Source organism: Marinimicrobium sp. LS-A18, assembly GCF_000463525.1.
GTDB lineage: Bacteria > Pseudomonadota > Gammaproteobacteria > Pseudomonadales > Cellvibrionaceae > Marinimicrobium > Marinimicrobium koreense.
In genome coordinates this window covers 660,173-682,212 of the sequence record NZ_AWEP01000002.1, presented here as the reverse complement: position 1 = coordinate 682,212, position 22,040 = coordinate 660,173, and the positions used below count along the sequence as shown (strand labels likewise).

Genomic DNA, 22,040 nt, shown 5'->3' with positions numbered 1-22,040 from the left:
CATCAATGGCGCTTCTGCGCTTCGAGCAACCCCACCATGAGCTGCTCCACCGGCACCGGGTAACTGAAGTAATAGCCCTGGCCAAAGTGACAACCACACTCGCGCAGAAAGGCCCACTGCGGCTCAGTCTCCACCCCTTCGACCACCACCCGATAGTTCAGACTGTTGGCCATGGCGACGATCAGGGTGGTAATGGCCCGGTCCTCGTCATCGGCCGGCAAATGCTGGACAAAGCTGCGATCCACTTTAAGACAGGTGACGGGCAGGCGTTTCAGATAGCTCAGGGAGGAGTAGCCGGTACCAAAGTCATCAATTGCCAGCCCCACACCCAACGTGCGCAGTGCATGCAGATGTGCCAATGCGACTTGAGTGTCCGCCATCAAAGTACTCTCGGTCACCTCCAGCACCAATTGTTCCGGCTCCACCCCAGTGTCTCTTACCACTGCTTTGAAGTCCGATACAAAGTCCCGGTCACTGAGCTGCCTCGCTGACACGTTGATCGACACTTTTACGTGTTTGAACTGAGCCTTGTAGAGATTTTTGGCCTGCTGGCAGGCGGCACGCAGGACCCACTGTCCGATGGGCACGATCAGGCCGCTGTCCTCCGCTGCGGGAATAAATTCATCCGGCGGCACCAGGCCGCGCTCCGGGTGATTCCAACGCAGCAACGCCTCGATACCGACCACCCTTCCGGTCTGCATATCGAGTTGGGTCTGGTAATAGAGCTCAAACTCGTGATTCTGCAACGCCTGGCGCAATTCACGCTCCAGGCGCAAACGCTGCTCCACTTCCCGGTTCATATCCGGCGTGTAGAAGCGATACACATTGCGTCCGTGGTATTTTGCCTGATACATCGCCAAGTCGGCATTGCGCATCAACAATTCAAGATCCCGACTGTCATCCGGCGCGAGCGTAATGCCAATACTGGTTCCTACCACCACTTCCTGGGCGTTCAGCCGGATCGGATATCCCAGGGCGTCGATGATCTTTTCCGCCACCACCGACGCATAGCGGGGCTCGGAGACATTGCGCAATAATATCGCAAACTCGTCTCCGCCCAAACGAGCCACCGAGTCCTCTTCTCTCAGACAGGCCCGCAGGCGCTGGGAGACACTCACCAACAAACGGTCACCGGCCTCATGGCCGAGACTGTCGTTGATGTCTTTGAAGTGATCCAGGTCGAGATACAACAACGCAAGATTCTGATCTTCACGCCGAATCGCGTACAGTGCGGTACGCAACTGCTCCTTGAACAGGAGCCGATTCTCCAAGCCGGTGAGCTGGTCGTAATAGGCCAGCCGTTCCATATCCTGAATGCTGTTATTCAGTCCGCGAAACAGCTCGTTGATTTTTTCCAGCATGCGGTTCATGCCCCGGGCCAACTGACTGATTTCATCGTTGCCCGACTCTGGCAGGCGGATCGACCAATTGTCCGCACCAATGCGCTCGGTCATATCCGCCAGTTTCAGAATCCGTCGCGTTACCAACCACTTCAACCCGTAATACATCCCCAACGACAGGAACAACAACATTCCCGCAATATTCTGGTAAATCGTCATCATGGTTTCCGCATGCCGGGACTCCAGCATCGACTCGGGGTAGTGCAGCCCTATATACCAGTCGAGTTCGGGTAGTGGTTGGTAACTGATACGCTGTATATCCCCCCGTAACTCGTGGTTATAGACTCCGCCGGGCGGCCACTGTCCCGACCGGGACCGGTCGATGAACTCACGCATGCCCGGGCTCAACTCGGCCCGTTGGTTGAACACCTCATAATCGCCGCGCTGCTGGGCCGGTGCACTGAGCGACTGATCGCCGTGCAGGATCAGTTCGCCATCGGCACTGAAAATAAACCCGTTGAGGGATTCGAAGTCCGACTCCAACTGATTGATCTGACTGAACAGGAACGACATATCCAGGTCCGCCCCTACCACACCTTCAAACTGACCATTGACGTAAAGCGGCACCAGTAACGACGTGGTCCAGACTTGAGGGTAGTAGTCAAAATAAATAGGGGTCCAGCGTGGTTTCCCCAGGGGATTTTCAACGGGAGCAGCAAGCGTGTAGAAAATTTCCTGGGTCACATCATGGGCAGGTAAGTGCCCGGATACCAGCGAGGCCGGCCAGATGCGACTGACCCGGTCCTTGGTGATCAGATAAAAGGCATTGAACTGAGTCTTGAGCAGCGGTTCGATATTCAACCAGGTACCGTTGGTGTGGTACACCAACCGGCGCACAGCGTCGGTGATGGCCGCATCCCGGTGAATGAAGATGCCGGACTCACCCAGGTACTCCCGCACCGCGCCATCGGGGTCGCGCTGAAACCCGAAGTCCAGGGGCACGGCGTCCCCGGCGGTACGGGTCAATGAGTCGGCCAGGGCATCACGGGTGGCCACCAGCAGGTTCTGGCGACGGGCAAACTCCTGAGCCAGGCGATCCCGGTAACGTTCCCCCAGCATCTGCAGGCGCTCGTCATACCCCTGTTGCAGACGACGCGACTCCTCCGCCCCCTGCCACAACCCGATCAACACCCCACTGATCGCTGCGAACAAGACCACGATCGCCAACAGTTTGGTGTTGATCGATGTCATCAACGGCATCTGTATTCCCCTGAATGGCGGCCCCGTTCAATGGTGACCCCGTGAAAGCTCCGTGGGCACCGCCTACCCTCGTTTTTCTGACAGCTCCTTCAAGACTAGCACAGAATTTGGCGCATCATTCGTTCAATGGAACAAGCGCCCCTGAAGCCTCGCGCCGGTCATGCTATTCTTCGCGCATTGCCCCAACGACCGAAAACCCCGGAGCACCATGGCAACCTCCCTATTCGATCTCGGCCCCCTGCTACCCGCCCTGAACGCCGGTGAGTCCATCATTACCGCCAACGATCGCCTTCGGCGTCACCTGCTGAAGGCCTGGAGCCACTATCAGCGCGAGCAGGGAAAAAAGGCCTGGGCCGCCCCACGGGTATGGCCTCTCAACCGGTGGCTGGATGAGCAGTGGCAGACACTGGTGAGCCGGGGCTACCCCGGTTGCGACCGGGCACTGGCCAGCCGCCACCAACGCCAATGGGTCTGGGAGCAAGTGATCGGTCAGTCGGATGAAGCCCAAACCCTTCTGCAGGCGGACCCCTTGGCCCAGCAGGCCGACTCGGCGCTGCGCGCACTCACGCTGTGGGAGGTGGCGCCCGATACGCTCCGGCAGGATCCTTATCTGAACGGCAATAGCCGCAGTTTTCTGCGCTGGGCCGAACACTTTGAGCAGCGACTGGCGAGTCGCCGATTGATGACGCCGGAAGCCGGCCAGCAGACTGTCGCCCAGGCCTATGAAGCCGGCGCTCTGAAGCCCGAGCCCCGCCTCTGGCTACTCGGTTTTGACGACTTGCCTCCCCTGCATCAGCGGATTCTGGACGCCGCCGCGCTCGAGCGCGTCGCGCTCTCCCCCAAGGGCACCCGCGACAATCACCTGCATCGCGTCGCGGCCCCGGATGCGGACACCGAGCTGCGCGCTGCCGCCCTGTGGAGTCTGCGCCAGCTACAAGCCTCGCCGGAGGCGGTCATCGGCATTATCGTGCCGGACCTGGGCCAGAGACGGGATCAGGTGGAACGGATTTTTGCCGAGGTCTTCGAGCCCACAGTGCCCCTGCCGGGAACGCCCCGTTACACCCTGCCATTCAACTTCTCCGCCGGGGTGCCCCTGGGCACGACGCCGCTGATTCACGCTGCCCTGAGCCTGCTCGGCCTGTTGCGGGACCAGTGGCCGCTGAACGAGGTCTGCCAACTGCTTCAGAACCCGTTCTGGGGGGAGCCGGATGCGGAGGCCGTGCTACGCGCGCAGTGGGTTACCCGGTTGCGGGAACAGGGCAAGTTTGAACTCACCGGCAGTGACCTGCGCTTTCATGGCCAGGTGATCACCGACTGGCTGGGTGAGGCGCAAGCAAGTCCTGCGCTGTCGCCCGACACGACCGCGCAGACACCGACGCTGAACCGGCGCCTGCAGCTGCTCGACGAGCAGCGACGACGCATGCCCCGATCCACCAGTGCGCGCCAGTGGGCCCAGCTTTTCCGGCAGCAACTGGACACCCTGGGTTGGCCCGGCCCGCGCCGGCTGGACAGTCAGGAGTTCCAGCAACTGGGGCTTTGGCACGAGCTGCTGGAAACCTTTGCCGCCCTGGAGGCCACCGGCGCCGACCTGAGCCTGACCCAGGCCCTGAGCCAACTGAACCAGCTGGCCCAACAGACCCCATTTCAGGCACAGACTCCGGATTCCCCGATTCAGATTCTCGGGGCCCTGGAGGGCGCCGGGCTGCGCTTCAGCCACTGCTGGGTACTGGGCCTGCACCAGCGCCAATGGCCCCCCGTGCCGGCCCCCAATCCCCTGCTGCCGCTCGAACTGCAGCGGGACCGGCAGATGCCCCACGCCAGCGCCGAACGGGAACTGCACTTTGCCCGCAGCCTGACCGACCACTATCGGCAATGCGCCGAACAGGTGGTATTCAGCGCACCCCACAGCGACGATCAGGGCGACCTGTCACCCAGCCCGCTGATTCGCGCCCTGCCGGAAACGCCACTGGCCGAACTGGTGCCGGAGCCCATCAGCGCCCGACAGGCCTTCGAAGCCGCTCTGGGGGAAGCCCGAGTACTCACACCCGTACACAGTGCCAAAGGGCCCGGCATCACCGCCGGCAGCAAGGCGCCCGGCGGCAGCTCGCTGTTCAAGCATCAGGCGGCCTGCCCGTTCAACGCCTTCGCCCAACTGCGTCTGGGGGCCCAGCTCCCGGATGCGCCGGTACTGGGCCTCTCTCCCGCCGAGCGCGGGACGGTGTTGCACGGCGTGCTGGCCACCGTATGGAAAACCCTGCGGGACTCCTCGCAACTGCATGCCATTGAAGAGGAAGCACTGAACGATCTCATCAATCGCACCTGTGAACAGACCCTGGCGCCGATCCGTCAGCGGCGACCGAGGGAACTGGGGCCGGAGTACTGCGCCCTGGAGCAGGAACGATTGAGCCGGATGGTACAGCGCTGGTTGATGCTGGAAAAACAACGCCCGCCCTTCCGCGTCGTGGCCACCGAGCAGCGCCGGCTGATTGAATTCAATGGCCTGAACCTGACGCTTTTTATCGACCGCATCGACGAGCTGGAAAACGGCGAGCGGCTGTTGATTGATTACAAAACCGGCGCCGACCTCAATGCCAATCAGTGGCAGGGCCCGCGCCCCGACGAGCCGCAGTTGCCGCTATACGCGGTCACCGAAGAAGACCCGGTCAGCGGTATTGCCTTCGCGCAGTTGAACCCAAAAGCCCTGCAGTGGATTGGCCTCGGAGCCCTGAGTACTCCCCCACCCGGCGTCAAGCCCAGCGAGGATTGGGACGCTCAGCGGGCCGAGTGGCGCGAGGTACTGAGCGACCTGGCCCGGACCTTCATGGCCGGCGATGCCCGGGTGGATTTCAAGGACGCCAAGGCGCAGCGGTACAGCGGGCAATTGGTACCGTTAAACCGGGTGTTGGAAGCCGATACCATTGCGCGGTTTATTTTGTAAACCAAAGCAACGGAGGATGCGGCCGGGTTCGGTTACGGCGGATGCGGGTCATACCGCTGCGCTCGGCTCCGCCCTACGCCACCTGCCGTGCTATCCGCCGTTACCCAACTTTTCGACCAACCTGACACGTTCTTTTTATGGACCCAACAACTCTGGACAACCTCCCCCACGGCGCCTTCAGCCCCGATGCGCCCCCGGACTTCGACGCCCGGCAAGCGGCGCTGGACCCGACCCGCTCCTTTGCGGTGGCGGCGCCCGCCGGGTCCGGGAAAACCGGGCTGCTGACTCAGCGCGTCCTGACCTTGCTGGCCCGCTGCGACGCTCCGGAAGAAGTACTGGCGATCACCTTCACCCGCAAAGCCGCCGGGGAAATGCAGGACCGCATCATGGCGGCCCTGCGCGAGGCCGCCGAACGGCCGGAGCCGGACAACCCCCACGCCCGGCGCACCTGGCGTCTGGCTCAGGCGGTCTTGCAGCGCGACGAAGAGTGCCAGTGGCAACTGCTGATGAGTCCACAGCGACTGCGCATCCAGACCATCGACAGTCTGTGTCGCGCCATCACCCGGCAACTGCCCCTGGACAGCCAGCTCGGCGCGCAACCGGACACCCTGGACGCCCCGGAACTCGCCTATCGCCAGGCCGTGCATCAGTTCCTGGCCCGCCTGGAAACCGACGACAGCGTCCGGGAGGACCTGAAGCGACTTCTGCGCCATCTGGACACCAACCTGCCGGCCATCGAAACGCTGCTGATGCGTCTGCTGGCCAAGCGGGACCAGTGGCTGGGGGTGATGCTTGAGGCTCAACAGGCCCACGCCCGCCCCTACCTGGAGGCGGTGCTGCAGGATGTGATTGAAGAACAACTGAACCGGGTGATCGAAGGCATCGGCTACCACGCCAGCGATCTCTGCCACCTAGCCGATCAGGCCGCTTCGAACGTCGAGCAGGACAACCCTGAAAGCCCGATTCTGCGCCTGAAAGGCATCACCGCCCTACCCGATCCGAGCCCGGTGGCGGTAGCCGACTGGCAGGCTCTCGCCGAACTGATGCTCACCACCAAGGGCGAGTGGCGCAAGCGCCTGACGAAAAAGGAAGGCTTCCCAGCCGGCAAACCCGGCGCCGCATTGAAAGAGCAGTACGGCGAGTGGGTCGCACAGATTCAGGAAGAAACCCCGGACCTGGCCGAGCAACTGCACGCCGTGCGCCAATTGCCTCCGGCGGAGTACACCGAAAGCCAGTGGCAACTGCTCGACAGCCTGACCCGTCTGCTGCCGTTGCTCAGCGCCGAGCTGACCCTGGTGTTCAAGCAACTGGGCGCCACCGATTACAGCGCCATTGCCCAGGCGGCCAGCTTCGCTCTGGGGGATGAAGAAAACCCCACGGATATCGCCCTAAAACTGGATTACCGTATTCAGCATATTCTGGTGGACGAATTTCAGGATACCGCCGCCCCACAGCTACGGCTGTTGGAGCAGCTGACCGCCGGCTGGCAACCCGACGACGGCCGCACGCTGTTTATCGTCGGTGATGGTATGCAGTCCTGCTACGGGTTTCGCGACGCCAATGTCGGTCTGTTTCTGGATGCCCGGGAGCACGGCATTGGCGAGGTACCCATGACCGCGCTGGATCTGACTGTGAACTTCCGCTCCCAGACCAACGTGGTTCGCTGGGTCAACGATATTTTTTCCCGGGCCTTTCCCGCCCGGGACGATATTGGCCGGGGTGCGGTGCGCTATTCACCGTCCATCGCCTTCAACGCCCCACTCGAGAATGAAGCCGTCCAGTTTTACGGTTGTCTGCATCAGAACGACTCGGACGACGTCGACAGTGAAGCCGTCAACCCGGAGGGCAGCCCGGACAAGACCCTGGCGCAACTGCAGGAAGCCGAGTCGGTCGCCGAGCTCGCCGAGCAGGCCCTGGCCGCCGATGAGGAAGACTCGGTGGCGATCCTGGTGCGCAGCCGACCGCACCTGCAGTGGATACTCCCTGCCCTGGCCCGGCGCGGCCTGCACTGGCAGGCCACGGAAATCGACCGACTCGCCAGTCGTATGGCGATTGTCGACCTGATGTCCCTGACCCGGGCCCTGTTGAGCCTGGACGACCGCATTGCCTGGCTTTCGATTCTGCGCGCTCCCTGGTGTGGTCTCGACCTGAACGACCTGCACGCACTGGTCACCACCGATCTCGGTGCGCAGAACCCCTGGCCCAAGTACGGCTGGCCGGTGATCTGGCAGCAATTGCAGGAGCGCGATCGAATTTCCGGAATCAGCGACACCGGTCGCCGGTGCCTGGATCGACTGATGTCCGTGCTGGAGCCCGCCTGGCGGGAGCGTCATCGCAAGCCCCTACGCCAGTGGATCGAGGGCGTCTGGTTGGCGCTGGGCGGCCCGGCTCTGCTGGCCGAGCCCGGCGACGTGCAGGATATTCCGAGCTACTTCAACCTGGTGGAAAAGCACCAGCACGGCGGCGGCCTACGGGACTGGAACACCTTCGAGCGCGGCGTCGAAAGCCTGTTCGCCGCCCCCCGCGCCGACGCCGACCCGCGCCTGCAGGTGATGACCCTGCACAAGTCCAAAGGGCTGGAGTTCGACACCGTCATCATTCCGGGGCTGGACCGGGCCAGCAGTAACGACGACAAAGAGCTGCTGCTCTGGCAACAGCGGATCAATCAGGCCGGGGAACGCCAACTGCTGCTGGGACCGCTGGCTCCCACCGGCACCGATACCGACCCGCTCTACCAATTCATGCGCAACGAAGCCAAGCTGCGGGACAGCTTCGAGGCCACCCGGCTGCTGTACGTCGGCTGCACCCGCGCGGTCAAGCGCCTGCATTTATTGGCCTGCGTGGGTCTGGATGCGCGCAGCGGCAAGCCTCGCGCCCCCCGCCAGGGCTCCCTGTTACGCACCATCTGGGAGCCCGTACAGGCGCAGATGTTGAGCGCCCCGGCGGGCACCCAATCGCCCTCAGCAAGCGCCAACAGTGACCACGCCTACGAGGGACTCCAACACATTCTGCGCCTGCCCCCAGACTGGCAGGCGCCGGCACCCTCCGAGGTGACCGTGTTACAGGCATACCGGGGGCGGGAGTTTGGCGACGAGGAGAACCTTCCGGAGGTGGAAGCCCCGGCCGCTCGCCTGGCCCGCCATACCGGCACCGTATTGCACAACCAGCTACAGCGGTTGAGCGAGCAGCCGCTGGATGCCTGGACCGAGGCCTGGGCGGAGGAGCAGCGCCCATTCTGGACCTTGCAGCTGCGCCAGTTCGGCTGGGAGCCGGACACCATTGCGGAGGCTCTGGAGAAGATTCGCTGGGGGCTGCATCAGACTCTGACCGACCCGGACGGCCGCTGGCTGCTTGACCCGGCCCATGAGGAGAGCGCCTGTGAGCTGGCGATTCATCATGCGGTGGGCGCGGAGGTGCGCGAGTCGGTTATTGACCGGACGTTTGTGGATGGCGGTGTGCGCTGGATTGTGGATTACAAGAGCAGCCAACCGGAGGCGGATCAGTCACCGGAGGCGTTTGTGACGCAGGAGGTGGCAACCTATACGCCGCAGTTGGCGCGCTACGCCAAGGTGATGCAAGACCTGGGCGAAACCCGCCCCATCAAAACCGCCCTGTATTTTCCATTGTTAGCCTCAGATAAGCGGTTGGTTGAAGTCACCGTTTAACCTCTTTGATGCATAAGGGGCGGGAAGCGGCGGATGAGGTAGGTTTGGGTTACGGCGGATGCAGGTCATACCGCTGCGCTCGGCTCCGCCCTATGCGTAATTGCGGGGGCCTCGGCGACGGATGTGACCTCGTGCGGTACGTGATTGCGGGGTTGCGGCGACGGGTGCGGCCTTCGCGTGGCTCAGGAGGTTGCGTAGGGCGGATAAGCGCGTAGCGCGCATCCGCCGTAACCCAACGTAAAGATCACACAGGCGCTAGTTCCCGAAACGTTACGCTGGCACTGAGGGCCGGGAAGGGGAAGCTCTTTCAAGACCGTAAGCGGAGGGACTCCGCGCGTCGAGCCCCCAGGGATGGGTTTACGGCGTGTCTTGAAAGGGCTTCCCCTTCCCGGCCCGGACGTCACCGCCAATCTGGACTTAATGTCGGTAAAGCAATTAGCGACAACTGTCAGAGATAATAAGCAGCCGATCAAATTATCCAAAAACTATCAACCCCATCGGCAAATTTCTCCCAAAAAGTGCCCCATTTTCAGTAGAATGGTGCCGTATTCTCGAAACACTCTATGGACTAACCCTAATGACCGACACGCAAATAGACGATCTCAACGTTGTCTCCCAGGAGCTGTTGATCTCACCGGCCGACCTCAAGCGCGAGCTGCCGATGACCGACAAAGCCCGGGAGGTTGTCACCCAGGGGCGGGAAACCATTCGCAATATCCTCGACCGTAAAGACCCGCGGATTTTTGTGGTAATTGGCCCCTGCTCCATCCACGATGTGGACGCGGCGATGGATTATGCCCAGCGTCTGAAGAAACTGGCCGACGAGGTCAGCGATACCATCTATGTGGTGATGCGCGTCTATTTCGAGAAGCCCCGGACCACCACCGGCTGGAAAGGCCTGATCAACGACCCCGATCTGAACGACTCATTCAAGATTGAGAAAGGTCTGCACATGGGCCGCAAGCTGCTGCTGGATATTGCCGAGCTGGGCCTGCCCTCCGCCACCGAGGCGCTGGATCCGATCTCGCCCCAGTACATGCAGGACCTGATCAGCTGGTCCGCCATTGGCGCCCGCACCACCGAATCCCAGACGCACCGGGAAATGGCCAGTGGCCTGTCCGGCGCCGTGGGTTTCAAAAACGGTACCGATGGCAGCCTGACCGTGGCGATCAACGCCCTGAAGTCGGTTTCCAAACCTCACCGGTTTCTGGGGATCAACACCGAAGGCCAGGTTTCCATTGTCCACACCCGTGGTAACCCCTACGGCCACGTGGTACTGCGCGGTGGCAACGGCAAGCCGAATTACGATTCGGTGAGCGTCGCCATGTGCGAGCAGGAGCTGGAGAAGGCCGGGGTCAATCCGCCCAATATCATGGTCGACTGCAGTCACGCCAACTCCAATAAAAACCACGAGCTTCAGCCGCTGGTGATGGAGAACGTGGCCAATCAGATCATGGAAGGCAATGATTCGATCATTGGTCTGATGGTGGAGAGCCATATCGGCGCGGGTAACCAGCCGATTCCGGAAAACCTGAAGGACCTGAAGTACGGGGTGTCGATTACCGATGCCTGTATCGATTGGGATACCACCGTGCAGGCGCTGAAGGATATGCGGGAGAAGATCAAGGATCATCTTCAGGAGCGGGTGAAGAAGTAGCGGCACGTTGGGTTACGGCGGATGCGGGTCATACCGCTGCGCTCGGCTCCGCCCTACGCAATCTGCAGTGGTATCCGTCGCATCCCCGACGTAACGTCGCGCATGGAGACGGCGGATGCGGGCTTTGCCCTTATCCGCCCTACGCAATCACCAAACCATCCGTAGGGCGGATCGGTCCGACGTTTCGGAGCAAAGCGCATCCGCCGTCACCCCACTCGCCGCTCTTTCCTACTGAACACCACCCAACGCCTGATACAGAGCCACCGTCGCTGACAGCCGACTCAAACGCCGCTCGACAATCTGCTCCCTCGCCTGAAACAGGTTCCGCTGGGCGTCGATCAGGGTCAACAGGTCATCACTGCCCTCCCGATACCGCACTTCCGTAAGCCGCAGCGCCCGTTCCGCTTCCGCCAGAATCGCCTGATCGCTTGTCTCCTGCCCTGCCTCAAGAATCACACGTCCCAGAGCATCATCGGTTTCCTGTAACGCCACCAGCAGCGTCTGCCGGTACTGCGCCAACAGTTCCTGGCGTCTCGCCTCCGTCCGACGGCTCTGGGCACGCGTGCGGCCGCCATCGAAAATCAACTGACTGAGGGACAGCCCGGCATTGTCGGATTCCCGCGCATCGCTCAACGAAAACAGTTCCCCCGTTGATAGGCTGAAACCGGCACTCAGACTCAGGGAGGGTAGAAAAGCCCGACGTGCCACCGCCACGTCCGCATCGGCGGCTTGCAGTTGCGCTTCGGCGCGTGCCACATCCGGTCGTGCGAAAATGGCTTCCGCGGGCGGCTGGGCCTTCATATCCGGCAAGCGGATGTCGCTGAGTGCCTGCGGTTCAACCGCTAGCGTCTGGGGCAAGGCTCCCAGCAATACCGCCAGAGCACGGCGCGTCTGTTGCGCCTGAAATTGCAACGGCGGGAGCTGCGCGCGCTGAGACAACAGGCTTGTGCGTTGACGGGCGACGTCTGCCGCACTGGCTACGCCGTTGCGATAACGCACCTCGACGACGGTCATCACCTGCTCGCTCAGCGCCATATTATCCCGGGCGATCTGAATGCGAGCCTGCAGCGCCTGGTATTCAAACCAGGTGTTGGCAATGGCACCGGTGAGGCTCAGGTAAGCGGCGCGGTAATCCTGTTCGCTGGCCCGAAAACCTGCGCGGGCGGACGCTCGTTCCGCCGCCACCCTGCCCCACAGGTCCAGCTCATAACTCAACCCGAGATTGGCAGAAGTCGACTCCGAGGAGCGGCTATCGCCCTCGACGTCCTGATCACTGCGCACGCTGGTGCCGGCGCCGGCATTGAGGCTTGGATAGACCGAGGCGCCCGTCGCACGCATCTGCCAATCCGCCTGGCGCAGGCGCTGCTCCGCGGCCATCAGGTCCGGGCTGTTCTGTAAGGCTTGCTGCATCAGGACGTCGAGCGGTTCAGCGCCGAACGCCTGCCACCAGCTCGCGGAGGAACTCGAGTCCTCTCGCGCGCCGGATGTTGCCAGAACACTGTTCCAGGTCAGGTCGGGATCAATCTCGGGGCGCGGCACAGGGTCGATGTTCGCACAGCCCACCAGGACACTCAGGCTGCAGCAGACCGCAAAAACGTTGCACTTCATCGCGTTCACTCCGTGGCCAAGGCGTTGACCGGATTCAACCGGGAGGCCTTGCGCGCGGGCAGATAACCAAAAATCAGGCCGGTGGCAAAGGCGCAACTGAACGCCAACACCACCGGCAACAGGGAGTAGTAAATGGGCGTACCGAAGTAGCTCAGTACCGCCGCCACCGACAGCCCCAACACGACGCCAATCAAGCCACCCAGAGCAGACACCACCAGGGCCTCAATCAGAAACTGTTGCAGAATATGTCGTGTTCGCGCGCCGGTTGCCATGCGGATACCGATTTCCCGGGTACGCTCGGTGACACTGACCAACATGATATTCATTACACCGATCCCCCCAACCAACAGGGAAATGGCGGCAATGGAGCCGAGCAGCCAGGTCAGGGTGTCCTGGGTTTCGGAGATCGCCTCAATCAATGACGCCATGTTGCGAATCTGGAAGTCCTCGGTGCCGTGGCGTTGCAGCAGCAACTGATGAACCGCATCCTGGGTGGCATTCATCCGGTCCGTATCCGCCACGGCAACCGTGATATTGCGCAGGTGCTGTTGGCCAAACAGACGCAGACTTCCGGTGGTATAGGGCACCAGCACCACATCGTCCTGGTCCTGTCCCATGGGCGACGCGCCCCGCTCTTCCATGACTCCGATAACCTGGAACAACACGTTGTGAATCATGAGGTACTCGCCCAGCGGATTTTTTTCGCCGAACAAGGAGTCCGCGACGGTCTGCCCCAGAACCGCCACCGAGGTGTAGTTGTTCTGCTGCTCCAGGGTAAAAAAGCTGCCGGTCGCCACCGACCACTGGCGCGCTGCTGGAAACGCGTAGGAGGTCGCGTTGATCTCGGCGCGGTGATCCGAATTGCCGTAGCGCAGTGTCTGGCCGCCGGTCAGCTCGGGAATGGCGGCGATGATATTGGGTACGGTCTGGTTGATCGCGTCCATGTCTTCCGGCACCAGAGTGGTCACACTCCAACGCCCTCCGCGCTGGTCTGGCCCGCCGGGTCGAACCAGCAACAGATTGCTGCCCATGGAGCTGATCCGGTCCACAACGTCCTGGCGCGCGCCGTCGCCGATGGCAAGCATGGTGATGACCGAGGCCACTCCAATCACAATACCCAAGAGGGTCAGTGCCGTTCGGAAAAGGTTACTGCCCAATGAGCGAAGGGCGGTTTTGGTGCCTTCGGTCAGCTCGTTGGCAAACGGCGGGTCGCGGTGCCAATCGGGAGCGGGCTGGTCGGACGGCTGCTCCGCGTCCGATACCGGCTCAGCCGCGCCCGGATCGGCGACAATCCGACCATCACTGATATCGATACGCCGATGAGCGTGTTTCGCCACCTCCGGATCATGAGTGATCAGAACAATGGTGTGGCCCTGTTCAGACAGGGATTGCAGCAGCGCCATCACCTCCCGTCCACTGTGACTGTCCAGCGCGCCGGTGGGCTCATCCGCGAGGATGATCTGACCGCCGTTCATCAGCGCCCGGGCAACCGAAACCCGCTGCTGCTGGCCACCGGATAACTGACTCGGCTTGTGATCGAGCCGGTCGGCCAGCCCCAGTGTGGACAACAGTTCCCGGGCCCGCTCGCGCCGCTGAGTCGGTGTGAGCGCAGAGTAGATTGCCGGCATTTCGACATTTTCCAGCGCACTGGCGCCGGGTAGGAGGTTGTAGCTCTGGAAGACAAAGCCGAAAGACTCCCGACGCAACTGGGCCAACTCATCCGGCGAGAGATTGGCAACGTCGCGCCCGTTGAAGCAATACTGGCCTTCAGTGGGTTTGTCCAGGCAACCGATGATATTCATCAGGGTCGATTTACCCGAGCCGGAGGCGCCCATGATGGCGACAAACTCCCCAGGGTAAACCGTCAGGTCAATACCGTGCAGTACCCGGGTTTCAAGCTCGCCGTTGTGGTAGCTCTTGGTAACACCGGACAAGCTCAGGATGGGGGTGCTCGACATCAGCGGAACATCCGTGGAATGCCACTACCCTGCTCACGCCGGTTGCGGCTTTCCGGTCCACTGAGCAGAACCCGCTCGCCCTCACTCAACCCGGACAGGATTTCCGCGTGCACCCGATCGGTGACACCGACGCGCACCTCCCGTAACGCCGGCTCAGTGCCGGGGCTCACCACAGAAACCGTTGCCGATCGTCCGTTCCCGGAAGTCGCTTCATTGTTACGCTGAGTCCGCTCTCCGTAGCGCAATGCGGATACCGGGACGATCAGGGCATCGTCAGCGGCTCCGGCGACAAAAAACACCTGAGCCGTCATCTGGGGCAGTAAGCGTCCACCGGGATTTGGCACATCAAACAGGGCGTAATAGAGCACCACATTGTTTTCGACCAGGGGAGTCGGTTCAATCCGGGACAACTCCCCTTCCCAGCGTCGCCCCTGATTGCCCAAGGTGGTGAAGTAAACCGGCATTCCGGCCTCCAACTGGCCGATATCCGCCTCTGACACCTGAGCCTGGACACTCATGGTGTCCAGGTCGGCAATGCGCATCAGTATCGGGGTCGTTTGGGAGGCGTTCAGCGTCTGCCCCTGGCGGGCGTCGATGGTCACGATGGTGCCATCCATGGGGGCATAGATTTTGGCGTACTCGAGATTGGCTTCCTCGGCTCGCAAAGTGGACTGAGTCTGATCGATCTGGGCACTCAGCGCTTCGATCTGTGCCTCGGCGGAACGCAATGACGCTTCGGCACTTTGCAGTGCTTCGCGGGTGGTCGCATCTTCGGCGAAGAGGTTTTTCTGGCGCTGGAGCTGAATTTCGGCCAGTGTCAGTTGCGCCTTGCGGTCCTTCAGTTGCGCCTGCTGGTTGCGCAACTGCGCTCGGGTGCCATCGACGCGGGCGAGGTACACCGTGGGGTCAATTTCCGCGAGCAGATCCCCCTGTTTGACCTCATCACCCACCTGCACGTGCAGGGTTTCCAATTGGCCGGACACCTGAGCACCGACATCCACATAGGTGCGGGGTTGTAACACGCCGGTTGCCGTAACCAATGCCTCGATATTGCCGCGACGCACTTCCACGCTGACGAGCGCCTCGTCGTTAGAACCGCTCGGCCAGAACTGAAACGCGACCAGAGTGAGCAGAACGAGCGCGCTGACAAGCACCGCTTTTTTGAAAAGTTGCCGGGAAACCACCATCCGTTGCTATCGCTCCTGCCTATATTTATTGGAGCGGCTATTGTGCGGCAGTTAGGACGTGGTTGGCAGCGGTTTTACCGGGCTTTAACCCGGCTTTACATCCGTTAACACGGATGTAAAGCCGGGCTACGGAGGATCGCGTCAGATATAAGCGTTGGTACGGTCGGTGTGGTCGGTCACATCCCGAACACCCGCCAATTCGGGCAGTTTCTCTTTCAGTGTCGTTTCAACACCGTTTTTCAGGGTCACTTCCACCGCCCCACAGCCCTGGCAACCGCCGCCAAAGCGCAGCACGGCGTAGTTGTCCTCGGTGATCTCCACCAGACTGACGTTGCCGCCGTGGGAGGCGAGGCCCGGATTGATTTCGTTGTACAGGACGTAGTTGATGCGGTCTTCCAGGGGACTGTCGTCATTGACCTGGGGCATTTTGGCATTCGGCGCCCGGATGGTGAGCTGCCCGCCCATGCGGTCCGGGGAGTAGTCGACTTTGGCGTCTTCCAGGTATGGCAGGCTGCGGCCTTCAAAGTAGGCTTTGAAGCCGGTCAGTTCGACAATTTCGTCGTCTTCCTTTTCTTCGCCGGGGCGGCAGTAGGCAATGCAGGTCTCGGCCTGGGGGGTTCCCGGGCTGGCAACAAACATGCGAATTCCGACGCCCTCGCTGTCCTTCTGTTTGTCCAGAAGCTCTTTGAGGTACTGCTGGGCGGATTCGGTGATCTGTACATTGACCATAGTGGCGTGCGGGCCTCCAATACTGGGACAGGCGTATACCTGATTGATTTACTCGGGTATTTTACGGGATATTGGGCCTGGAGACAAAGGGGGTCGATTTGGCAGGGTTTGAGGTTGATCTAAGTCCGGTGCGGCATGGGGTAAGGCCTTTCAAGACACGCCGTAAATACATCCCTGTAGGCTCGCATCGCGGGTCCCCCGCTCCACGGTCTTGAAAGGCCTTACCCCATGCCGCCCCTCAGTGCCAACGTCAACGTCTCGTGGATCGCTCTCGCGTAGGGTGGATCGGTCCGACGTATAAGAGTGCGTAGCACGTCATCCACCGTGACTCAGTATGACAGCGGCATTGATCGGTGGATGACGGGGTTTCACCCCTTATCCACCCTACAGAATTGGTATGTAGCGGATATTTAGGGTGCTATTTCCCGGAACGCTATGCAGGCACAGCGGAGGGAGGGAAGGGGTCTTTGAGGACGTCGCCTGCCTGGACGGCAGGCGATCGAGCCCCCATGGATGGGTTTACGGCGTGCCTCAAAGACCCCTTCCCTCCCGCAGCCCTCGGCGACGAAGTGTTCCGCGAGATCACTTCAACTTGCTGGAACCTGCGATCTGCCACCATTTCTGGTAAAATCCACGCCCTTTCGAATCAAATCAATCCCCTTTGATAGGTAATCCATGAGCCTGACCGACGATCGCCAAGCCCGTATTGACGCCCTCCATCGCCTGGTGCGCGAGCGCATCCTGATTCTCGATGGCGGCATGGGCACCATGATCCAGAACCTCAAACTCTCCGAGGCCGAGTATCGGGGCGCGCGCTTTGCGGATTATCACATGGACGTCGCCGGCAACAACGACCTGCTGGCCATTACCCAACCGGCCATGCTCAAGGACATCTACAAAGGCTACCTCGACGCCGGGGCCGATATCGTCGAGACCAACACCTTCAACTCCACCCGCGTCTCCATGGCGGACTACGACATGGAAGAACTCGTGCCGGAGCTGAACCTGGCCGCGGCGCGGTTGGCCCGGGAAATCGCCGATGAGTACACCGCCGACAATCCGGATAAACCCCGCTTTGTCGCCGGGGTGCTTGGGCCCACCAGTCGCACCTGCTCCATCTCTCCAGATGTGAACGACCCCGGTGCGCGCAACATTACGTTCGATGAGTTGGTCGAGAACTATATGGAAGCCCTCGACGGGCTGGTCAAGGGTGGCTCGGACCTGATTCTGATCGAAACCGTATTCGATACCCTCAACGCCAAGGCCGCCACCTTCGCGGTACAGACCTATTTTGAGCAGAACGGTGTTGAGCTGCCGCTGATGATTTCCGGCACCATTACCGATGCTTCCGGACGCACCCTGTCCGGGCAGACCACCGAAGCCTTTTACAACTCCCTGGCCCACTCAGGCCCCTTCTCCATGGGACTGAACTGCGCCCTGGGCGCCGAGGAACTGCGCCCCTACGTGCAGGAAATGGCCCGGGTGGCCAACTGCTGGGTGTCAGCACACCCGAACGCCGGCCTGCCCAATGAATTCGGCGAGTATGACCAGTCCCCCGAGGAAATGGTCGCCGTGGTCGAAGAGTTTGCGGCCAGCGGTCTGGTGAACATTATCGGTGGTTGCTGCGGTACCACACCGGAGCACATCAAAGCGATTGCCGATGCCGTGGCCAAGCACGCCCCCCGGCCACTGCCCGACATTGCGCCGGCCTGTCGCCTGTCTGGTCTGGAACCCTTCAACATCACCAAGGACTCCCTGTTCGTCAACGTGGGTGAGCGCTGTAACGTTACCGGTTCGGCCAAGTTCAAGCGTCTGATTGTGGAAGAAGATTACACCACCGCGCTGGAAGTCGCGCTGGAGCAGGTCGAGGGCGGCGCCCAGGTGATCGACGTCAATATGGATGAGGCGATGCTGGATTCCGAGAAAGCCATGGTGCGCTTTCTCAATCTGATTGCCGGCGAACCCGATATTGCTCGGGTGCCGGTGATGGTCGACTCCTCCAAGTGGACCGTGATTGAAGCCGGGCTGAAATGCATTCAGGGCAAGCCGATCGTCAACTCCATCAGTCTGAAGGAAGGCGAAGAAGAGTTCATCGAGCGCGCCCAACTTTGCCGCAAGTACGGCGCCGCCGTGGTGGTGATGGCGTTTGACGAAGACGGTCAGGCCGATACCGCGGCGCGCAAGAAAGAGATCTGTGAACGCTCCTATCGCGTTCTGGTCGACAAGGTGGGCTTCCCGCCCCAAGACATTATTTTTGATCCGAATATTTTTGCCATTGCCACCGGCATTGACGAGCACAACAACTACGCGGTGGATTTCATTGAAGCCACCCGCTGGATTCGGGAAAACCTGCCCCACGCCGGTGTGAGCGGTGGTGTATCCAACGTGTCGTTCTCCTTCCGGGGCAACAATCCGGTGCGCGAAGCGATTCACTCGGTGTTTCTGTACCACGCCATCAAGGCCGGGCTGAACATGGGTATCGTCAACGCCAGCCAGTTGGCGGTGTACGACGACCTCCCCGCCGAGCTGAAAGAGAAAGTCGAAGATGTCGTGCTCAACCGCAAAGACGACGCGACAGAAACCCTGCTTGAGATTGCCGAAAAGTACAAAGGCGACGGCAGCAGCGGCGAGAAAAAGGAAGATCTCGAGTGGCGCAGCTGGGCCGTGGAAAAGCGCATTGAGCACTCACTGGTCAAGGGCATCACCGCCTACATCATCGAAGACACCGAAGAAGCCCGTCAGCGCGCCGACAAGCCACTGGATGTGATCGAGGGCCCATTGATGGACGGCATGAACGTGGTCGGCGATCTGTTCGGTGCGGGCAAGATGTTCCTTCCTCAGGTGGTCAAGTCCGCCCGGGTGATGAAGCAGTCCGTGGCTTACCTTCAGCCCTTTATTGAAGCGGAGAAAACCGAGGCCAGCAAACCCAACGGCAAGATTCTGATGGCCACGGTCAAAGGGGATGTGCACGATATCGGCAAGAACATTGTCGGGGTCGTATTGCAATGTAACAACTACGAAGTGGTCGACCTGGGCGTGATGGTTCCGACCGAAAAAATCCTCAAGGTGGCCGTGGAAGAGAACTGCGACATCATCGGCCTGTCCGGCCTGATTACCCCTTCGCTCGATGAAATGGTGAACGTCGCCCGGGAAATGCAACGCCAGGGCATCGATAAACCCTTGATGATCGGTGGCGCTACCACCTCCAAGGCCCACACGGCGGTCAAGATCGACCCGGCGTTCAACCTGAACCAGGTGGTGTATGTGGCCGATGCCTCCCGCGCCGTTGGCGTGGCGGGCAGTCTGCTCTCGGATGCCAACCGCCCGAAGTTCGTCGCCGACCTGCAGGCCGAATACGACAAGGTGCGCGAGCGCAATGCCAACCGAAAGCCGCGCGGCACCCTGCGCACCTACCCGAAAGCGATCGAGAATGCACCGGCGATGGACTGGGACGACTACACGCCCCCTGCCCCGACCTTTACCGGCCTGAAGGTTTTTGATGACTACCCACTGGAAGACCTGCTGGATACTGTCGACTGGACACCCTTCTTCATGTCCTGGGATCTGGCCGGCAAGTACCCGAAAATTCTGAACGATGAAGTCGTCGGCGAGGCGGCCCGCAACCTGTTTGACGACGCCCAGAAAATGCTGCGCAAGCTGATCGACGAGAAACGCCTGAAGGCACGCGGTGTCATTGGTCTCTGGCCCGCCAACACGGTCAACCACGACGATATCGAAATTTATGACGACCATGGCAAGGTGATCGACACCCTGCATCACATTCGCCAACAGAACCAGAAGCCGGGTAATGATCCGGCCAACTATTCACTGGCGGACTTCGTCGCGCCCAAGGACAGCGGTAAGCAGGATTACATCGGCGGCTTTGCGGTCACTGCGGGTATCGGCGCCGAAGAGCTGGCGAAAGAGTACGAAGCGGCCGGAGACGATTACAACGCAATCATGGTCAAAGCCCTGGCCGACCGTCTCGCCGAAGCGTTTGCCGAGCATATGCACCGCCGGGTACGAACCGAGTTCTGGGGCTATCAGCCGGATGAGACGTTGAGCAACGACGAGTTGATCCGGGAAAAATACCAGGGCATCCGCCCTGCCCCGGGTTACCCGGCATGCCCGGACCACACCGAGAAAGCGACGCTGTTCCGGGTGTTGGATGCGGAGAAGAACTCCGGCCTCGAACTGACCGACAGCTTTGCCATGTACCCCACCGCCGCGGTCTCCGGCTGGTATTTCTCCCACCCGAAATCCAAGTATTTCAATGTGGGGAAAATCCAGAAGGATCAGGTGGAGAGCCTGGCCAAGCGCAAGGGCATGAGCCTGACCGAAATGGAGCGCTGGTTGAGCCCGGTGCTTGGGTATGAGCCGGGGACTGAGTAACCATTCCAGTCAGTGACGGCGGATGCGGGCTTCGCCCTTATCCGCCCTACGGATACCACGGCAGCTCGCGTAGGGCGGATAAGGCGCAAGCCGCATCCGCCGTTACGAACTAACGGCAAACCGTAAAGCCGCACCAGACCTATCACCCACCCCGCAACTGCCGCAAAGCCCGTTGCGCCATCTGGGTCATTCGATCGATCAACCGGATCAGCACCCAACGCATGAGCTCTCTGGTGAGCTCCGCCGTCGTCTCCGCAATCGCACCAAAACCCAATAGCTTCATGATTCGCCGCATCAACCGCAACACCCAGAACCCGGCGTCTTTGGACGCATCAACGCCCTGCCGTAAGGCCAGCGCAATTCGGTCCGCCAAGGTCAGCCCGCCCATGAATGCCGCCTGAATCGGCGCCACAAACACCACACTGATTTTCCTCAGCACCCACGCCATCGCACTATTGACCCGCTCCCAAACCGACGGATCCGCGGGATTATCCAGAGTATCTCGAGACAACCATTGTTTGAGCGCCTCTTCTCCCAGCTCGGGGTTGGGACGTCCTTTCAACGCCAACCAACTGCACTGACGAGTGCTGTCCACATAGTGACCGATACGGTGGGCGGCGAAGGAAATGGCGCCTCGGCCCCAGGGAATGTGATAGCCATCACCGGGTGATGGCGGGTGGCGGTAGGGGTAAACCGGAATCATCGGGACGGGATCGGTTTTATGGTAAACACGGTAAATATTGCTCGAGGGAGCCCTGTTCGTAAGATGCCGAGCAAAGCCCTCCAGCCCGACACGGGGTGCGCCAAAGGTGTAGAGTTTGACCGGGTTGCGACGTTGGCCTTTGAGCCAGTCTGCCACCAACGACGCCACTGCCCCGCCCAGACTGTGACCGATGCAGTGAATGGGACCGGAAATATGCGGATGTTTATCGAGGAAATCTTTCAGTTGTGGCAGGAGGCTACTGAAGATCTGGTTAAAACCGATGTGGACCAAGGTGCCGGTTCTGCCGCGCTCCAGACCGATTCTGGCGTTGCTGGCCCAATCGGCGCCGTAGTTGGCCCAAGTGGAGCCGCGGAAGATAAGAAATAGTTCATTGCTTCGAGCACCTCCGCCTGCAGCGCAAACAGCAAATGCATCCTTGGCGCTAAGCAGTCGTGTTCCTATATTTGCTTGGAGTACCGCTTTCGACCGCTCATTTCTCGAGAATTCGGGGCGTCTCAAAAAGAGACCCAACATGTCCTTATCCTGAACTGTGTACACTTCTTCTGCCAACTTTGATGCCTGTATAGGTTCCAATTCCATGGC

At 60.9% G+C, this 22,040-nt stretch carries 10 protein-coding genes; 4 read left to right on the top strand and 6 right to left on the bottom strand.

Features of this window, described 5'->3' with window-relative positions; all coding sequences use genetic code 11:
• Positions 1–2: 2 nt before the first annotated feature.
• On the bottom strand, positions 3–2,600 hold the full coding sequence (locus N645_RS17355) for an EAL domain-containing protein (protein ID WP_024460024.1): 2,598 nt from the start codon (positions 2,598–2,600) through the stop codon (positions 3–5).
• A gap of 208 nt (positions 2,601–2,808) precedes the next feature.
• Here N645_RS17355 and N645_RS0102940 point away from each other — a divergent pair, with 208 nt between their 5' ends.
• The 3 genes from N645_RS0102940 to N645_RS0102930 all read left to right on the top strand — a co-directional run bounded on the left by N645_RS0102940 (position 2,809) and on the right by N645_RS0102930 (position 10,860).
• Complete coding sequence (locus tag N645_RS0102940) at positions 2,809–5,538, top strand: PD-(D/E)XK nuclease family protein (RefSeq protein ID WP_024460023.1); 2,730 nt, start codon at positions 2,809–2,811, stop codon at positions 5,536–5,538.
• A 137-nt stretch (positions 5,539–5,675) separates the two neighbouring features.
• Positions 5,676–9,203: an exodeoxyribonuclease V subunit beta gene (locus tag N645_RS0102935; RefSeq protein ID WP_024460022.1), complete on the top strand. Its 3,528-nt coding sequence runs from the start codon at positions 5,676–5,678 to the stop codon at positions 9,201–9,203.
• 577 nt (positions 9,204–9,780) lie between these two features.
• The gene (locus tag N645_RS0102930; protein ID WP_024460021.1) at positions 9,781–10,860 is read left to right on the top strand and encodes a 3-deoxy-7-phosphoheptulonate synthase; all 1,080 of its coding nucleotides are present in this window, start codon (positions 9,781–9,783) and stop codon (positions 10,858–10,860) included.
• A 228-nt stretch (positions 10,861–11,088) separates the two neighbouring features.
• Here the strand turns inward: N645_RS0102930 and N645_RS16525 are convergent, their stop codons facing one another.
• From N645_RS16525 to nfuA, 4 genes are all read right to left on the bottom strand, one after another.
• A complete protein-coding gene (locus tag N645_RS16525) occupies positions 11,089–12,468 on the bottom strand; it encodes an efflux transporter outer membrane subunit (RefSeq protein ID WP_036159825.1) in 1,380 nt (459 codons plus the stop codon).
• A gap of 5 nt (positions 12,469–12,473) precedes the next feature.
• On the bottom strand, positions 12,474–14,426 hold the full coding sequence (locus tag N645_RS0102920; RefSeq protein WP_024460020.1) for a MacB family efflux pump subunit: 1,953 nt from the start codon (positions 14,424–14,426) through the stop codon (positions 12,474–12,476).
• Positions 14,426–15,613, bottom strand: coding sequence for an efflux RND transporter periplasmic adaptor subunit (locus tag N645_RS0102915; protein ID WP_024460019.1), 1,188 nt, complete (start codon positions 15,611–15,613; stop codon positions 14,426–14,428). Before N645_RS0102915 ends, N645_RS0102920 begins: the two co-directional genes overlap by 1 nt.
• Positions 15,614–15,754: 141 nt before the next feature.
• The gene (gene nfuA, locus N645_RS0102910) at positions 15,755–16,342 is read right to left on the bottom strand and encodes a Fe-S biogenesis protein NfuA (protein WP_024460018.1); all 588 of its coding nucleotides are present in this window, start codon (positions 16,340–16,342) and stop codon (positions 15,755–15,757) included.
• Between the two features lie 675 nt (positions 16,343–17,017).
• Between nfuA and metH the strand changes: the two genes are divergently transcribed.
• The gene (gene metH, locus N645_RS0102905) at positions 17,018–20,734 is read left to right on the top strand and encodes a methionine synthase (protein ID WP_051174230.1); all 3,717 of its coding nucleotides are present in this window, start codon (positions 17,018–17,020) and stop codon (positions 20,732–20,734) included.
• Positions 20,735–20,876: 142 nt separating this feature from the next.
• On the opposite strand, the gene N645_RS17680 is transcribed toward metH, so the two are convergent.
• Positions 20,877–22,037, bottom strand: a complete 1,161-nt coding sequence (locus N645_RS17680; RefSeq protein ID WP_081665824.1) for a lipase family protein — start codon at positions 22,035–22,037, stop codon at positions 20,877–20,879.
• Between the last annotated feature and the right edge of the window lie 3 nt (positions 22,038–22,040).

What these genes read in the sequence shown, in the direction of transcription:
- N645_RS17355 (WP_024460024.1), bottom strand. Translation starts at nt 2,600, where the DNA reads ATGCCGTTGATGACATCGATCAACACCAAACTGTTGGCGATCGTGGTC.
- N645_RS0102920 (WP_024460020.1), bottom strand. Translation starts at nt 14,426, where the DNA reads ATGTCGAGCACCCCCATCCTGAGCTTGTCCGGTGTTACCAAGAGCTAC.
- N645_RS16525 (WP_036159825.1), bottom strand. Translation starts at nt 12,468, where the DNA reads ATGAAGTGCAACGTTTTTGCGGTCTGCTGCAGCCTGAGTGTCCTGGTG.
- N645_RS17680 (WP_081665824.1), bottom strand. Translation starts at nt 22,037, where the DNA reads ATGGAATTGGAACCTATACAGGCATCAAAGTTGGCAGAAGAAGTGTAC.
- N645_RS0102935 (WP_024460022.1), top strand. Translation starts at nt 5,676, where the DNA reads ATGGACCCAACAACTCTGGACAACCTCCCCCACGGCGCCTTCAGCCCC.
- metH (WP_051174230.1), top strand. Translation starts at nt 17,018, where the DNA reads ATGAGCCTGACCGACGATCGCCAAGCCCGTATTGACGCCCTCCATCGC.
- N645_RS0102930 (WP_024460021.1), top strand. Translation starts at nt 9,781, where the DNA reads ATGACCGACACGCAAATAGACGATCTCAACGTTGTCTCCCAGGAGCTG.
- nfuA (WP_024460018.1), bottom strand. Translation starts at nt 16,342, where the DNA reads ATGGTCAATGTACAGATCACCGAATCCGCCCAGCAGTACCTCAAAGAG.
- N645_RS0102940 (WP_024460023.1), top strand. Translation starts at nt 2,809, where the DNA reads ATGGCAACCTCCCTATTCGATCTCGGCCCCCTGCTACCCGCCCTGAAC.
- N645_RS0102915 (WP_024460019.1), bottom strand. Translation starts at nt 15,613, where the DNA reads ATGGTGGTTTCCCGGCAACTTTTCAAAAAAGCGGTGCTTGTCAGCGCG.